The 16110-nt window shown below is 37.9% G+C and carries 14 protein-coding genes and 1 riboswitch; of the genes, 11 read left to right on the forward strand and 3 right to left on the reverse strand.

Translation table 11 applies throughout. The annotated features are described in order from the left end of the window. Positions 1–88 precede the first annotated feature (88 nt). From gldA to NF867_RS02595, 5 genes are all read left to right on the forward strand, one after another. Positions 89–988: a gliding motility-associated ABC transporter ATP-binding subunit GldA gene (gldA, locus tag NF867_RS02575; protein ID WP_252585982.1), complete on the forward strand. Its 900-nt coding sequence runs from the start codon at positions 89–91 to the stop codon at positions 986–988. A 50-nt stretch (positions 989–1038) separates the two neighbouring features. Further along, positions 1039–1416, forward strand: a complete 378-nt coding sequence (locus NF867_RS02580) for a four helix bundle protein (RefSeq protein ID WP_252585983.1) — start codon at positions 1039–1041, stop codon at positions 1414–1416. A gap of 50 nt (positions 1417–1466) precedes the next feature. After that, positions 1467–2195, forward strand: a complete 729-nt coding sequence (gldF, locus tag NF867_RS02585) for a gliding motility-associated ABC transporter permease subunit GldF (RefSeq protein ID WP_252585984.1) — start codon at positions 1467–1469, stop codon at positions 2193–2195. Positions 2196–2310: 115 nt separating this feature from the next. Further along, on the forward strand, positions 2311–3999 hold the full coding sequence (gldG, locus tag NF867_RS02590; RefSeq protein ID WP_252585985.1) for a gliding motility-associated ABC transporter substrate-binding protein GldG: 1689 nt from the start codon (positions 2311–2313) through the stop codon (positions 3997–3999). Between the two features lie 322 nt (positions 4000–4321). Next, entirely contained in the window at positions 4322–4786 is a 465-nt protein-coding gene (locus tag NF867_RS02595) for a hypothetical protein (protein WP_252585986.1), read from the forward strand. Position 4787: 1 nt separating this feature from the next. Here NF867_RS02595 and NF867_RS02600 read toward each other — a convergent pair whose 3' ends face one another. Next, positions 4788–5111, reverse strand: coding sequence for a hypothetical protein (locus tag NF867_RS02600; protein WP_252585987.1), 324 nt, complete (start codon positions 5109–5111; stop codon positions 4788–4790). Positions 5112–5365: 254 nt separating this feature from the next. Here NF867_RS02600 and dnaN point away from each other — a divergent pair, with 254 nt between their 5' ends. The 3 genes from dnaN to metX all read left to right on the forward strand — a co-directional run bounded on the left by dnaN (position 5366) and on the right by metX (position 9496). Continuing rightward, positions 5366–6490, forward strand: a complete 1125-nt coding sequence (gene dnaN / locus NF867_RS02605; protein WP_252585988.1) for a DNA polymerase III subunit beta — start codon at positions 5366–5368, stop codon at positions 6488–6490. A gap of 180 nt (positions 6491–6670) precedes the next feature. After that, a riboswitch (SAM riboswitch) is annotated at positions 6671–6774 on the forward strand. A gap of 242 nt (positions 6775–7016) precedes the next feature. Continuing rightward, positions 7017–8345 (forward strand): O-acetylhomoserine aminocarboxypropyltransferase/cysteine synthase family protein, encoded by a 1329-nt coding sequence (locus NF867_RS02610; protein WP_252585989.1) that lies wholly within the window; start codon positions 7017–7019, stop codon positions 8343–8345. A gap of 146 nt (positions 8346–8491) precedes the next feature. Continuing rightward, positions 8492–9496, forward strand: a complete 1005-nt coding sequence (gene metX, locus NF867_RS02615) for a homoserine O-acetyltransferase MetX (protein WP_252585990.1) — start codon at positions 8492–8494, stop codon at positions 9494–9496. A 91-nt stretch (positions 9497–9587) separates the two neighbouring features. Here metX and NF867_RS02620 read toward each other — a convergent pair whose 3' ends face one another. After that, on the reverse strand, positions 9588–10550 hold the full coding sequence (locus NF867_RS02620; protein WP_252585991.1) for a zinc dependent phospholipase C family protein: 963 nt from the start codon (positions 10548–10550) through the stop codon (positions 9588–9590). A gap of 23 nt (positions 10551–10573) precedes the next feature. Beyond that, on the reverse strand, positions 10574–11860 hold the full coding sequence (locus tag NF867_RS02625; protein WP_252585992.1) for a YncE family protein: 1287 nt from the start codon (positions 11858–11860) through the stop codon (positions 10574–10576). Positions 11861–12156: 296 nt separating this feature from the next. On the opposite strand from NF867_RS02625, the gene rpsT reads away from it, so the two are divergent. The 3 genes from rpsT (at position 12157) to NF867_RS02640 (ending at position 16035) form a co-directional block, all read left to right on the forward strand. Then, on the forward strand, positions 12157–12411 hold the full coding sequence (gene rpsT, locus NF867_RS02630; protein WP_252585993.1) for a 30S ribosomal protein S20: 255 nt from the start codon (positions 12157–12159) through the stop codon (positions 12409–12411). Positions 12412–12621: 210 nt separating this feature from the next. Next, positions 12622–13941 carry a M16 family metallopeptidase gene (locus tag NF867_RS02635; protein ID WP_252585994.1) on the forward strand — a complete coding sequence of 440 codons (1320 nt, stop codon included), beginning with the start codon at positions 12622–12624 and terminating at the stop codon, positions 13939–13941. A gap of 18 nt (positions 13942–13959) precedes the next feature. After that, the gene (locus NF867_RS02640) at positions 13960–16035 is read left to right on the forward strand and encodes a M16 family metallopeptidase (protein ID WP_252585995.1); all 2076 of its coding nucleotides are present in this window, start codon (positions 13960–13962) and stop codon (positions 16033–16035) included. The last annotated feature ends 75 nt before the right edge of the window (positions 16036–16110 follow it).

Below are 16110 nucleotides of genomic sequence, written 5' to 3' on the forward strand. Positions count from 1 at the left end.
TTACTTTCGCAACTGATTTTTGATAATTGATTTATAGAAGCTTATTCTATCTTTCAATCACTCAATCATTCAGTCATTACAAGAAAGCATGTCGGTAATAGTAGAACAATTAACCAAACAATACCAACACCAAACGGCCGTAAACAGCATTTCATTTGAAGCTCATCCCGGCCGGATTATGGGTTTTTTGGGGCCCAATGGCGCCGGAAAGTCCACCACGATGAAAATGCTTACAGGCTATATTCCACCTTCATCTGGAAAAGCGAGCGTTTGCGGTTTCGATATTGTTGTGCAATCATTAGAAGTTCGCAAGCATATTGGATATCTTCCAGAGCACAACCCTTTGTACTTAGAGATGTATGTAAAAGAATCATTGGCTTTTACTGCAGCTATGCATAAATTAAAAAACCCAACCAAACGCATTGCAGAGGTAATTGAAATGGTGGGTTTGGACGTGGAGCAGCATAAAAAGATCGGTCAACTATCAAAAGGATATCGCCAACGTGTTGGATTGGCACAAGCTATCATTCATGACCCTAAGGTTTTAATTTTAGATGAACCGACCACAGGTCTCGATCCGAATCAGTTAACCGAAATCAGAGGATTGATAAAAACCATCGGAAAAGAGAAAACAGTTATCTTTTCTACTCACATTATGCAGGAAGTTGAAGCCATTTGCGACCAGGTGGTGATCATCAATAAAGGGCTTATTGTTGCCAATGACAACACCTCTAATTTAAAGAACCTGCTTTCTGGAGGCTTTACTTTTTATGTTGAGTTTGACAAGGCTGTATCTGAAGAACAGTTAATGACTATTGAAAGCGTTAACGCTGTTCAACAATTAAAGGATCATGAATGGAAACTAAGCAGCACCGCTGACATCAGGAAACAGGTTTTTGATTTCGCCAAAGCGAATGACCTTGCCCTGTTGAGCTCTAAGCAGGAAGAAAATTCATTGGAAGATATTTTTAGAAATTTAACTAAATAGTTATTGAGTTAATTGTGAAATAGTTATTAGATGAATCTATAATTAAAATCATGACAAGTTTTGAAGACCTTGAGGCATGGAAATTCGCAAGAGAATTCCGCAAAGAAATTTCAGAATTAACTAAACTTTTCCCATCAGAAGAGAAATATCGACTTACTGACCAAATCTTACGTTCATCAAGATCAATTTCAAATAATATTGCAGAAGGCTTCGGAAGGTTTCATTTTCAGGAAAATATTCAATTTTGCAGGCAAGCAAGAGGCTCTTTAACTGAAACTAATGATCACTTATACATTGCTTTTGATGAAAAATATATCTCAAAAGAACAGCTGGATTTGCTACTTGAAAAATCAACTGTTTGCTTAAAGGTGCTAAATGGTTATATAGCCTACCTGAAAAATGCAAAGGAAAAAACCAAATCAATCTAAATCACTAACAATTACGAACCAATAACTATTAGCACAATAACTAATAACTAATGCTAACGATACTTAAAAAAGAAATTTCAGGATTTTTAAGCTCAATGGTTGCTTATGTAACCATTATCTTTTTCCTGGTTATTACCGGCTTGTTTTTATGGGTATTCCCAGATTCAAGCATTTTAGATTACGGATATGCTGGCCTCGATAGCCTGTTTTACATCGCCCCTTATGTATTCATGTTCCTTATTCCGGCTATTACGATGCGTTCTTTTGCCGAAGAAAAGAAAGAAGGAACCTTTGAATTACTTTCTACAAGTCCGGTAACTGACTGGCAGATCATTTTAGGAAAATTTGGTGCAGGTCTTTTACTGGTTGTTTTCGCCCTTGTTCCGACTATTGTTTACTACTATTCGGTTTATGAATTAGGAGCAACACCTGGTAACCTCGATTCGGGAGCGGTTGTGGGTTCGTACATTGGCTTATTATTACTCGGAGCTGCATTTACAGCTATTGGCATTTTCAGCTCGTCAATCACCAATAATCAGATCGTAGCTTTTATCATTGCTGTCTTTCTATGTTTTGCAGCCTTTAACGGATTTGAATCGATCAGCTCAATCGCTTCTTTAGGAGCCTTTTCAACTGCTTTGATCAACCTGGGTATTAATGCGCATTATCAGTCAGTCAGCCGTGGAGTGTTGGATACTCGTGATCTGATCTATTTTCTAAGCTTTGCAGCTGTTTTTCTAGCAGCTACCAAAACAGTTTTATCCGCACGAAAATGGTAGCTAAATTATCAACTGTCATGCTGACGCAGGAAGCATCTGTCACAAGAAATGATATTAATTAACAGATCCTTCGTACCTCAGGATGACAAGCTTTTAAAAACTTGGAATTGACTCAATGAAAAATACCAAACAAAAAAATATACTTCAGCTTATCGGTTTTATCGCTGCTATTTTAGCGTTGAACGTTATAGCTTCCACGTATTTTACCCGAATAGATTTCACGAAAGAGAAACGCTACACCCTTTCAGAAACAACAAAAGGAATACTCCAGAACTTACAAAACGAAGTAGTTGTTAACGTTTACCTTGACGGAGAGCTTCCCGCAAACTTTAAACGCTTAAAAAAGTCGACGCAGGAAATGCTGGATGAATTTAAAGCTTATTCAAATGGTAAACTTTACTTCAACTTTATTGATCCCCTTGCATCCACCAATGTCGAAAAGCAAAATGCGATGATCGATTCATTGGCAAAATCAGGTTTACAGCCAACCAACCTGATGATGAAAACCGATAAAGGGAATACGCAAAAGATCATCATTCCGGGTGCATTAGTTTATTATGAAGGCCGACAACTGCCGCTTAATTTATTGCAAAACAGCAGCAGAGCCGGTGCAGGAACCCAGGAAGAAGCTATTAACGCTTCTATTGAAAACATTGAATACTCATTGGCATCTTCAATTAAGAAGCTATCAGAGAAGAATAAAGCCTTAATAGGGTTTACTATTGGCCACAATGAGTTAGACGACCAACATCTTTCGGATATAGGCAGAAGTTTGGCCGAATCATACCAACTACGACGCGTTGATTTAAATGCGGTTAAGCTGGCTGATCTTTTCAAATTTAAAACCCTTGTAATTGCAAAACCAACTCAACCATTTACCGAGCCTGAAAAATATAAACTCGATCAGTTTTTGGTGAATGGGGGGCGTTTATTTCTATTGCTAGACCAGGTAAATGCCGAAACCGACAGCATCAGAACCCGCGGAATGTCTCTTGCAACTCCTATCAGCTTAAATCTCGACGATCAGTTATTCCGTTATGGTGCTCGGGTAAATTATGACTTGGTAGAAGATGTTTACTGTGCACGTATTCCGGTTATTTTGGGCGAAGGCAACCAGGCTCAGCAAGAGCTTTTGCCTTGGGTGTATTATCCAATGCTGATCTCCACTTCAAATCACCCAATAGTTCGCAACTTAGATGCTGTACGTTGCCAGTTTATTAATTCGATAGATACTATTGGCAATAAAAACATTCATAAAACAGTTTTATTGACCACTTCACCATATACCCGTAAAGCTAAAGTTCCGGCTATGTTGTCATTAGCTAGTGTACAGGAAGAACCCAACCCGAAAGATTATACCGGCGGTCCACAAGCTGCCGCTATTTTAATGGAAGGAAAATTCAATTCGGTGTTTAACAACCGAACAATTGAAGGCGCTGATTTAAGCACTCCTTTTAAAGCCGAAAATAAAGAAAGCAAGATCATTCTTGTAGCCGATGGCGATGTGATCAAAAACGATGTTTCGGCTTTAGACAAGCAAATATTTCCTTTAGGGTTCGATAAATACACCAACCAAACCTTTGCCAACAAAGTGTTTGTAGAAAACAGCATCGACTATTTAAGTGATGATTCGGGCTTATTAACGCTTCGGACCAAAGAAATTAAGATCCGCTTGCTGGATAAAGAAAAGATTAGAGCTCAGCGTTTACAATGGCAGCTAATCAACACCATTGTTCCGGTAGGATTGGTATTACTGTTTGCTATAGGGCATTCGTATTATAGACGAAGGAAGTATGCAGTGTAAGAAAAAAGAAAAATAGTTGCACAAGTCCCATGTTTAGTAAAAAAGCTTCCTATCACAGGAAGCTTTTTTTATTTCGAACTAAAATAAGTTAGAAAGAGTTTTAGTTATACAGCACCCCATCCAACACCTGAATCACATTATATTTTCCCTCAACATCACTGTATATAACTTTAGCTTTTTGATTGATTAAAGGATGATGTTCCATTTCCATGCTCATTGGATGGTAATGTAAATGGTTAAACTTTTTTAGTAAACAGACAAACTTCACTTATATTTCAGTAAATTGATACCAATTGATGAACGAATTTTACGCTCATAAATCATGCATTTGCTCGAATACATTGGCTTTCTGTTACTTTCGTCGGTTAAGTTTTTCTTCTTTTACCCTATATTCATTACTAAAGAAAACTACAATTTTTTCGAGGCCATGACCTTTGGTTTAACCTCGGGATTTATTGGCTCGGCAACCTTTATTTTTTTCGGAGACCTTGTTTACAAGTTCTTTCACAAACTAAAACTCAAGAGGGAAGCAAACGGCCCTGCCAAAGAACCCCAAAAGCGCAGTGTAAAGCACAAACGACTAATTATTAAACTACGTAAAGGTTGGGGATTGTGGGGTATCGCTTTATTATCTCCGGTGCTGATCACTATTCCCTTTGGCTGTTTTTTGGCCACACGATATTACCATAATAAACATAGAATATTGGGTCATTTTATGGCAGCCATAGCATTCTGGTCGGCACTGATCTATATATTCAAAGGATTTGTTGTTACCCTGATCTCCTAAATTAAAACTCAATAAATCTTACAACTTTAACTCCCTCAGCTTTAAAAGGTCCCGCCATCGTATAGTAAGTAACCTCTCCAACTTTTATGAATTCAACAAGTACTTTCGTCTTATTGACTTTATATTTTGCTGCAATATTATCTTCGTTGGTAACCTTATAATTGGCTTCTTTAATTTTTAACCATAATCCTGCACCATCGGCCGCAGGATCACCGTACCAAATCACATCAGCAACACTTTTTTCGAATCCGTCACTTTCATTTCCTTTTCCACAGGAGCTGAATAGGATTAAACTAGTAATCAGTACTCCAATGATATTTTTCATATTCACTCGTTCTTTTAGGGTAAATCAAACTTAACAAACTACCTATATAAATGATTTACAATGAAATAAAAAAAGAGCTCTTTTATTCTTTAGCTTTATTTGGTTTATTAACGAAACGTTGATACTTTCATCTTTTTAAATTTAAAACTAAGGTCTATTTTTAGCCTTTCGAAATTTTACGCTTAACTCATACCAATTGCTATTTAATACATACATAAAATTGCACTTGGGTTCAAAAAACTAACAATACACACATGAAATTTATTGTTTCCACAAGTACCTTATTAAAGCAGCTACAAGCCATTGGTGGTGCGCTGAGCAGCAATACGGTGTTACCTATTCTGGAGAACTTTTTATTTGAGATTAACGAAGGAACACTAACTGTTTCGGCTACCGATCTACAAACTTCAATGACTACCAGCTTAATGGTAGAAGCTAAAGAAAATGGCAAAATTGCCATTCCTTCTCGTATTTTGTTAGATACTCTGAAAACCTTACCTGAACAACCGGTAACCTTTACTATCGACAAAAGTTCATTTGCGGTAGAGATAAACGCTGGTGATGGTAAATACAAGTTGGCCGGTGAAAACGGAGATGATTTCCCTAAAATTCCGGTGGTTGAAAATGCAAATAGCATTTCTATTACCGCCTCTGTTTTGGCCGAAGCTATCAGTAAAACCTTATTTGCAGTTTCTAACGACGAATTACGTCCGGCAATGACTGGTGTTTATTGCCAATTATCACCTTCAAACATAACGTTTGTAGCAACTGATGCGCATAAACTGGTTCGTTACCGTCGTTCAGATACCAAAGCTGAATCTGCTTCATCGTTCATTTTACCTAAAAAGGCATTGAACCTATTAAAAAGTTCATTACCTACCGAAGATGTTGCTGTTCAGATAGACTATAACAACAGCAGTGCATTTTTCCGCTTTAACAGCATCAGCTTAATTTGTCGTTTAATTGATGAGCGTTACCCTGATTATGAAGCGGTAATTCCTCAAAATAACCCAAACAAATTAACCATTGATCGTTCGCAGTTTTTAAGTTCACTTAAGCGTGTGGTTATTTATGCAAATAAAACCACTCACCAGGTTCGTCTGAAAATCTCTGGAAGCGAGTTGAATATTTCATCAGAAGACTTAGATTTTTCGAACGAAGCTTATGAGCGTTTAACTTGTCAGTACAATGGTGAAGATTTAGAAATTGGCTTTAATGCACGTTTCCTGATCGAAATGTTGAACAACCTGGATTGCTCGGAAGTGATTCTGGAAATGTCGACTCCTAACCGTGCAGGTATCTTATTCCCTACCAACCAGGAAGAAAACGAAGATGTACTAATGTTGGTAATGCCAGTAATGTTAAATACTTACGCATAAGTACTTTATTTAATAAGTTATAAAAAAGCTGTTCAGGTAAATCTGAACAGCTTTTTTATTGGTCTCACCTATACTCTACTTAATCAATAGACTTATTTTAAAATAAATTTGGGTTTCTTATTTATAGAAACTTATATTTGACCATCGAATTACTACAATGCTTTTCTAAGCAACCGTAATTCTTTATACAGAAGAGGCGAGAGAACAGGCTCAATGACCCTCTGGCAACCCCCAAAATGGAAAGGTGCCACTTCCTGCCCCGTAAAACCGGGGAGCTATAAAAATTACAGGATATGAAAAAAACACTTCAAACTTCAGTATTGTCAGCTTGCGACTTCAATATTTCGCAACCGGCTAAACTTATTACTAACAAGCTTAACAACATTTGTTATTGCTGTTGTTGTATGTGTTAAAGTGTTTTTACACTTCACCCATGACTTAACGCTCAAGCCAAAGCGCGCTGGCAATAGCTATTAAAGTCGACCTTTCAATTTTCATTTAATTTAAAAATCTTAATCGCTCATATATGTCAACATCAAATTACCGTTTTGAAACCCTGCAATTACACGCAGGTCAGGAAGTAGATGGAACCACCTTATCACGTGCTGTTCCATTATATCAAACAACATCATACGTTTTTAAAGATTCTAAACACGCAGCAAATCTTTTCGGATTAAAAGAATTCGGAAATATTTACACGCGGATCATGAACCCTACCACCGACGTTTTTGAGAAACGCATTGCAGCACTTGAAGGCGGAGTGGCTGCACTAGCAGTTGGTTCTGGGCAGGCGGCTCAGTTTATCGCGCTCAATAATATTTTACAAGCCGGCGATAACTTTGTTAGCACTTCATTTTTATATGGAGGCACCTATAACCAGTTTAAAGTAGCGTTCAAGCGCTTAGGAATTGATGTTCGTTTTGCCAAAGGTGATAAGGTTGAAGAGTTTGAAAAATTAATTGATTCAAATACCAAAGCACTTTATGTTGAAACCATTGGTAATCCGGAATACAATATCCCTGATTTTGATGCATTATCAGCTTTAGCTAAGAAATATGATATTCCATTAATTGTCGACAACACATTCGGCGCTGGTGGCTATCTGGCCCGTCCAATTGAGCATGGCGCAAACATAGTGGTTGAATCAGCTACCAAATGGATAGGCGGACACGGAACCAGTATTGGTGGGGTTATAGTTGATGCCGGAAATTACAATTGGGGCAATGGCAAATTCCCACAGTTTACTGAGCCTTCTGAAGGTTATCACGGACTTGTTTTTTGGGACGTCTTCGGTGAAGGTAATCCACTGGGACTTCCAAATATCGCCTTCGCAATTCGTGCAAGAGTAGAAGGATTGCGAGATTTCGGCCCGGCAGTAAGTCCTTTCAATTCATTCCTTTTTATTCAAGGTTTAGAAACGCTTTCATTACGTGTTCAGCGCCAAGTAGACAATGCTTTGGTGCTAGCACAGTGGTTAGAGGCACATTCACAAGTGGAATATGTTCGCTATCCGGGTTTAAAAAGCAGCGCTTACCACGACCTCGCAAAAAAATATTTACGTAATGGTTTTGGAGGTGTTTTATCATTTAAAATTGCCGGAGGCAAAGATGCCGCTGATACATTTGTAAACAACCTCAAACTCATTAGTCACTTAGCCAACGTTGGTGATGGTAAAACCTTAATCATTCATCCAGCCACCACTACTCACGAACAATTAAGTGAAGAAGAACAATTATTGGCAGGTGTTGAGCAGGGTTTATTGCGTATATCGGTAGGTTTTGAACATATTGAAGATATAAAAGGTGATTTACAACAAGCATTTGAAGTAGTAAATAAAGAAGCCACTTTGGCATAAATACAGATCGGGAGTATTGAGTTAGAATTTAATTTGAACCAATATCAAACTCATTTGATCTAATTTTTTTTAATTGTTTTAAGTTTGCAGTTACATCTGCGGTTTTTACCGCAGATGTTTTCCTGTTTTAGTGACGCATAGTATTAATGATTCAGCAGTTTACGTACAAAAACCCATTTGAATTAGAGTCGGGCGCAATTTTGCCCCAGGTGGAGATTACTTATTTCAGTACCGGTAAGTTAAATTCAGAAAAGAACAATGTTATTTGGATTTGTCATGCCTTAACCGCAAATGCCGATGTTAGTGACTGGTGGAGCGGTATTGTTGGTGAAGGAAAAGTTTTTGACCCCGATCATCATTTTATTATATGTGCGAACATTCTGGGCTCTTGTTATGGCACAACCGGCCCGCTTTCTATAAATCCTGAAACAGGAAATCCTTATTACCATACATTCCCGCAGGTTACCACGCGTGATATGGTTCGTGCACACGAGCTTTTGAGAAAACACTTAGCAATTGATAAGATCAACACCGTAATTGGTGGCTCAATGGGTGGCCAGCAAGCTATGGAATGGGCTATTGAACAACCTGATTTAATAGAAAAGCTATTCTTAATTGCTACCAATGCTTATCATTCTCCATGGGGAATTGCTTTTAATGAAAGTCAGCGCTTGGCAATTGAAGCCGATACGACCTGGAAAAACAGCAATGCTGAAGCCGGCTTAAACGGAATGAAAGCTGCTCGTTCAATGGCGCTATTGAGTTATCGTCATTACGATGCTTATAACATCACTCAAAAAGAAACGGACGTCAACAAAGTGGATGATTATAAAGCTAGTTCTTACCAAGCCTATCAGGGAGATAAACTTGTGAAACGCTTTAATGCTTTTTCTTACTGGCATTTAAGCAAAGCAATGGATGCACATAACGTAGGACGCTGCCGAGGTGGTATTGAAACAGCTTTATCAAAAATAAAAGCGAAAACACTTGCTGTAGGTATCAGTTCCGACTTACTATTTCCGACCAATGAACAAAAGTTTCTGGCTGAAAACATTAAAGGAGCAAAATACATTGAAATCGATTCGTTCTTTGGCCATGATGGCTTTTTAATAGAGTGGGAACAATTAACAAAGATCATTAAAGAATTTTAATATTAGCTAACCGCAGGGTTACACAGTGTAACACTGAGTTTTAACCACAGAGCAACACTGTGCTACTCTGTGGTTAAAAAAACACATAGCCCTACTCTTCTTCTCGTACTTTTAATTTCAATTTAGAAACCGCTAAACTATCCGTTTCCGGCACATTAATCGTTCTGACCCAATTGTTCAGATCGGGTTGGCCAGCATTTACCCAAGCCGTATACCAAAAGCTCCCAATAGAATAAATCGCTGCTCGCATTCTTCTTTCAACCATACCATTCAACTGGGTATGATAAATTGTTGAATACTCATCTGAATAATCACTTACAACAGCCCCATTCTTGCTAATCAATCCAAATTTTCTTTCCGCAGGAGTTGCCTTGTTCAATTTTGACTCGAAATCTAAAACTGAATCGACTGCTGAATGACTTTGAAGTATTAGTTGCCAGGTATACTCATCAGCTTTATCAATATAAACAGCTCTGCCTGTAAGTTGATCATAACTTTCGGCGAACATTACCGGCAAGCGAGTTTCCCAAAAGGCATGAATGCCTTTTTGATTGGTCTTTAAGCCGTTATAGTTTGATGTTGTATGCAGTGGAACCGAAGCATCAGCCACATAATGGCCTAAAAAAGTTGCGTATCGAAGAATCGCTGCAGAGTCTCTTACCATAAAGGCCTTGGTTAAACGCTTCATCACCCGTTCAATGTTCCAGGGCAAAACGCCATTTTGCTGCAACGTATCAATTGAATAACATGTTACCGCCTCATTCCATTGTCGCAGTTTAGTTTGCGTTAATAATTGCGGATACAGATCCAGATCGATATAATGCTTGGGAGCTTCATCTTTTAATAAATAACGAAGTTTATCAGGATCAACGGCATGTTTGGTTATGTAATCAATATTTCGCTTGAAGAAGCCCAGCATTTCTTCGGGCAATGTAAAAACCGCCATACGATTTATTTGCATATGCGACCAGAAGCCCCATTTTCTGGAAGCCTTTGCAGTAATTAACGGTAAAAACAGCAATACGAAAACGATCGATATTATTCGAAAACGCATAGATAGACTTTAAGGTATAGATGTTATAAAGTCTTAGCAGATTTGAAGCCAGATTTTGGCTTGGCACTAACAATATTCAATTCGCTTTGTGATTTATTGAAAATGAACACTTTTATTGCCCCTATGGTATAATTACAAACCCAGGCTTCGAGTTTATTATCATCTTCAAATAAATCAACCCCAACAGGCGCTCCATTTGATTTGAGAGAATAGATTTGCGTAAATCCATTGTCTTCTATTTTAAATATCTCGAGCTTATTCCCTTTGTAACAGGTAACGAATAAAAACTTGTTATTTTTTGACAAAGCAATCGTCCTGGGATTATCAGATGTTTTGGCTGTGAATAATGTTTTACCCGTTACCGGATCGACACAGGCTATCTGAGAGAACATATTATAGGAGATGAACAATCGCCCCTGATCGTCCGTAACAATATGTCTTGGGTTGGATGACACATTAAGGATTGTGTCCTTACTCCAGGTTTTATTATCGAGTACATTAATTTGCGCCCCGCCCATGATGGCTATGTATGATTTTTGACGAGCCTGATCAATGGCAATTCCCCGCGGAATAGCTCCTGTTGAGATATTCTTAACCAAATGTGCGTATGGGAACTCCAATGAGTTAATGGCTAACACGCTGGTTGTTTTTGAATGCCAATTGCTTACCAAAAGGTGCTGACTAGGCTCATCAACTGCAATAACCTTGGGTGTTTTACCTGTCGCAATTAAAGGCACAAAAACAGTATCAGGAGTTGCACCTGTTTCATATACCACCTGCAGTTGTTTAACCACCGAATCAGCATGTGTAGGAACTGTTTTCATCTTTAATACATCCTGTAAAAAGATGGGTGTAATACCTCCATTATTGTGCAGTGAAACCCATAAAATACTATCATGATTACTAATGGCTGCTTCTACTGGTTTTTCACGATAGGAAATGATCTCCTTGGCATCGTCATAATTCCAACCTTTACCAATTGAAGGTTTGAATTTAAACTCTCGGATCAATTGTTTGGATGCCTGACCAAATTCATAAATACTTAGGCCTTCTAAATTCAAGGCATACAACCGACTTTGACTGCTATTGAACAGCACCGATTTAGTACCTGGCGCCGATTGAAGGACAATGGAACTATCAAGTGTCAAATGAGAATAAGGCTTTATGATTGGTTTAATGATGACTAATGTATCAACCTTACTTACCTTTGAAGTCTCTGTTCTTTTTTCAATTACAGCTTTCGATTTATTGCAGCTAACCGTCATGAAACCTAATAGAAATATCACGACAAAAAATAAATTCTTTCTCAAACTCTGGGTATTTGTCGATCAATATTAACTATAAACTTCAATCTATTCACAAAAAATAAATTAATTACTTATTAAGGAGTACTGAAAAACCAATAGTTATTATCGATAACCTAACTGCTTATTTATCTGAAATCAGGAAAATAGCCCATTTACCGTTTCAAAACAGCATTGTTTTTATATCTTTGCACCGGCGGAAATAAACTATAACCCAATGGCTTAAATTTTAAAATGATGTTTGCATTTTAAATTATAAGCCCTATATTTGCAGTCCTTTTAGAAAAGAGTTTAATAATATCATGGCAAATCATAAATCAGCGATAAAAAGAATTCGTGCTAACGCAGCTAAACGCCTGAGAAATCGTTACCAGGCAAAAACAACCCGTAATGCGGTTAAAAAATTACGTGGAATGAACAGCAAAGCAGAAGCTACTGAGTTATTCAGAAAAGTTTCTTCTATGTTAGATCGTTTAGCTAAGAAAAACGTTATCCACAAAAACAAAGCGGCTAACAACAAATCGAAGTTAGCTAAGTTTGTAAGCAAATTAAGCTAATCAGGTACTCCACAGTACTTAATTAAAATATACATGAAAGCTTAACTCTTAAAGGGTTAAGCTTTTTGTGTTTTCCCTCCTTTCATACATAATTACCTTCTAACCCACCACATTCTTCATTGTAATATTTTATATACTGACAAATTTGTATACCATTTACCTGCAATGATTTCTAACTTAGTACGATATATTTAATCAATTCACTTTCATATGAAAAAAAAGCTGATTGGAGCAGCCGCGCTCCTGCTGGGCTTAACAACATCAACCTATGCCCAAAAAGTTGAATTCACAGAATACAACCTTGATAATGGATTGCATGTGATTTTGCATAAAGACAATAGCGCTCCTGTAGTAACTGTATCTGTTATGTACCATGTGGGATCAAAAAACGAGGTAGTTGGACGTACCGGATTTGCCCATTTCTTTGAACACCTGTTATTTGAAGGCTCCGACAACATTAAACGTGGTGAGTTTATGAAAATCGTTTCGCAGGCCGGAGGGCAAAACAACGCCAACACCACTCAAGACCGTACCTATTATTATGAAGTTTTACCATCAAACGAATTGCAAACCGGTTTATGGCTTGAATCGGAGCGTATGCTTCACCCCGTGATCAACGAAATTGGTGTTAAAACCCAAAATGAAGTAGTAAAAGAAGAAAAGCGCCAGCGCATCGATAACCAACCTTATGGTCGTTTTGCCGAAGAAGTGTTTAAACGTTTATTCACCCAACACCCTTATACCTGGCAAACAATTGGGTCAATGGCCGATTTGGATGCCGCCAAACTGGATGAATTCAAGGCATTCTTTAAAAAATTCTATGTTCCTAACAATGCCTGTTTAGTAGTTGCAGGTGATTTTGATACTGAAAAAACTAAGAACCTGATCAGCGAATACTTTTCAGCTGTACCTAAAGGCGAGGCAGTTGTTCAGCCATCCATTACAGAAGCACCTATCACTAAAGCCATTGTAGATAGTGTTTATGATGCCAACATTCAACTTCCGGCAATCATTACCTCCTACCGGGTTCCGGGTATGAAAGCCAGAGAAACTTATGTATTAAACATGATCTCAACTGTTTTATCAAATGGAGGTAGTTCGCGTTTATACAAGAAAATGGTTGATGACAAGAAAAATGCGCTTCAGGTTGGAGCATTCAACTATACACTCGAAGATTATGGCGCTTATATTACTTACGCTCTTCCTAATGGAAACTCGAGTTTAAATGATTTGGTTAAAGATATTGATGAAGAGGTGGCAAAAATGCAAACTGAACTTATTTCAGAGCATGATTTCCAAAAACTTCAAAATATTATGGAAAACAACTTCGTAAACGCAAATAATGGCGTAGAAGGCATTGCCAATAACCTGGCCGACGCTTATACATTCCAGAAAAACACGAATTTGGTGAATACTGAAATTGATATTTACCGCTCAATTACCCGTGAAGAAATGCGTGATGTGGCGAAAAAATATTTAAATCCTAATCAGCGTGTGTTGTTGTATTATTTACCAAAAAGCAATCAATAAGTTTAAAACGAATCTACAATGAACAAGATATTTTTAAGTGCAGCGGCTTTTTTATTGCTATGCACAACCACCTTTGCTCAAACTATTGACCGTACGCATAAGCCTGCCGCTGGCCCTGCACCGGCTATTAATATAGGTAAACCACAAACTTTTGTATTGCCAAACGGTATAAAAGTATTGGTGGTTGAAGACCATAAACTTCCAAAAGTAAGTGCTAGTTTATCTCTTGATCGTGTACCACAGATCGAAGGCAGCAAAGCTGGTGTTTCAGGCCTGATGAGCGCTATGCTAAACGAAGGAACAACAACTCGTCCAAAAGCTAAATTTGATGAAGAAGTGGATTTTATTGGGGCGAATGTATCTGCCAGCGCCGGAGGAGGTTCGGCTTCAGCTCTTACCAAATACTTCGACAAGGCCTTTGGTTTAATGGCTGACGCTGTTTTACATCCTGCTTTCCCTTCAGAATCATTCGATAAGATCAAATCACAAGCTATAACCAGCTTAAAAGCCGATGAAAAAAGCGCTAAGGCTATTTCGAGCCGCGTGGTTGCTGCATTGGTTTACGGAACAGATCATCCTTACGGCGAATTTGAAACCGAAGCCAAGCTTAACGGAATTACCCTTGATGATGTAAAAGCTAACTATAAATCTCAGTTTGTACCCAATAAGGCCTATTTAGTTTTTGTTGGTGATATTAAGCTGAATACTGCAAAAAAGCTAGCCAACCAATATTTTGGAAGCTGGGCAAAAGGCGCTTTAGATGAAAAACCAGTTAAAACACCGGTGAATGTTAAAACCACTGAAATTGACCTGGTAGATGTTCCAAGTGCGGTGCAATCAGAAATCTCTGTTACTAACCTGGTGGGCAACACTAAAAAGAACCCTGATTACTTTGCGCTAATTGTGGCAAACCAAATCTTGGGTGGCGGTTCTAACGGTTACCTATTCATGAACCTACGTGAAAAACATGCCTACACTTATGGGTCTTACTCATCGGTTGGAGCTGATAAATATGGTGCCCGTTTTGGTGCTTCAGCAAGTGTTCGTAATGCCGTTACCGATAGTGCAGTTATTCAAATTGTGAACGAGATTAACCGTTTGGGCAATGAAAAAGCTACAGCCGATGCTATTCAACTGGTTAAAAACACCTATAACGGTAGCTTTGCAATGGATTTGGAAGATAAATCAAAGATTGCAACCTATGCCTTAAATGTTGAAACGGAAGGTTTACCACAGGACTTCTATCAAACGTTCCTACAAAAAATAAATGCAGTTTCAGCCGAAGATATTCAACGAGTTGCCAAGCAATATTTTACTCCTGGTCAGGCACGTATAGTTATTGTTGGAAAGGCTTCGGAAATTGCACCTAACCTCGAGAAGTTAGGCTACAAGATCAATTATTTCGACAAATACGCAAACCTGGTAACTAAAACTGCCGAAGCAAAAGTTGCAGCAAATGTAAATCCTCAAACTGTACTTGATAATTACATTAAAGCGATTGGCGGAAACGACAATGTCAAAAACATTAAATCGCTTTTAATTAATACTGATGCGGCCGTACAGGGAATGACATTAAATGCAACCATTAAGCAAATGGCTCCAAATAAAGAATCAATGATAATGAGCTTTAATGGAATGACGGTAATGAAATCGGTATTTGATGGAGCTGCAGGCTATAATGAAATGCAGGGACAAAAAATGCCTTTAGGTGCGGATGATGTTAAGAAAAAACAGGAAGAACGCTCCATTTTCCCTGAAATGTATTATGCTGCCGACAAGTTTATATTAGCAATTGAAAGTACAGAGAAGGTTAGCGACAAGGATACTTATAAAATGAAAATCACCTCTCCTACCGGAAATATAAGCTATAAGTACTTCGATATAACCTCAGGCTTATTGTTGAAACAGGAAATGACAGTAAAACTTCCTACAGGTCAGGAAATGAGTCAATCTTCAGAGCTTTCGGATTACAAACCAGTTAATGGTGTATTAATGCCATATACGATTTCAATTTCTGCGGGCGCTCAGCAAATAGATTTAAAAGTTAAAGAGGTTAAGGTAAATTCAGAAGTTACCGAAGCTGATTTTAAATAGATCACTACTATTTATAAATAACAAAGGCTGTTTTTAGAACAGCCTTTGTTATTTACTCTATTTTGAAATAAAGAA

It is taken from the genome of Solitalea agri (assembly GCF_023914155.1).
Lineage (GTDB): Bacteria > Bacteroidota > Bacteroidia > Sphingobacteriales > Sphingobacteriaceae > Solitalea > Solitalea agri.

Excerpts from the sequence above, each read along its gene's own strand:
- gldA (WP_252585982.1), top strand. The coding sequence starts at position 89 with ATGTCGGTAATAGTAGAACAATTAACCAAACAATACCAACACCAAACG.
- NF867_RS02580 (WP_252585983.1), top strand. The coding sequence starts at position 1,039 with ATGACAAGTTTTGAAGACCTTGAGGCATGGAAATTCGCAAGAGAATTC.
- gldF (WP_252585984.1), top strand. The coding sequence starts at position 1,467 with ATGCTAACGATACTTAAAAAAGAAATTTCAGGATTTTTAAGCTCAATG.
- gldG (WP_252585985.1), top strand. The coding sequence starts at position 2,311 with ATGAAAAATACCAAACAAAAAAATATACTTCAGCTTATCGGTTTTATC.
- NF867_RS02595 (WP_252585986.1), top strand. The coding sequence starts at position 4,322 with ATGCATTTGCTCGAATACATTGGCTTTCTGTTACTTTCGTCGGTTAAG.
- NF867_RS02600 (WP_252585987.1), bottom strand. The coding sequence starts at position 5,111 with ATGAAAAATATCATTGGAGTACTGATTACTAGTTTAATCCTATTCAGC.
- dnaN (WP_252585988.1), top strand. The coding sequence starts at position 5,366 with ATGAAATTTATTGTTTCCACAAGTACCTTATTAAAGCAGCTACAAGCC.
- NF867_RS02610 (WP_252585989.1), top strand. The coding sequence starts at position 7,017 with ATGTCAACATCAAATTACCGTTTTGAAACCCTGCAATTACACGCAGGT.
- metX (WP_252585990.1), top strand. The coding sequence starts at position 8,492 with ATGATTCAGCAGTTTACGTACAAAAACCCATTTGAATTAGAGTCGGGC.
- NF867_RS02620 (WP_252585991.1), bottom strand. The coding sequence starts at position 10,550 with ATGCGTTTTCGAATAATATCGATCGTTTTCGTATTGCTGTTTTTACCG.
- rpsT (WP_252585993.1), top strand. The coding sequence starts at position 12,157 with ATGGCAAATCATAAATCAGCGATAAAAAGAATTCGTGCTAACGCAGCT.
- NF867_RS02635 (WP_252585994.1), top strand. The coding sequence starts at position 12,622 with ATGAAAAAAAAGCTGATTGGAGCAGCCGCGCTCCTGCTGGGCTTAACA.
- NF867_RS02640 (WP_252585995.1), top strand. The coding sequence starts at position 13,960 with ATGAACAAGATATTTTTAAGTGCAGCGGCTTTTTTATTGCTATGCACA.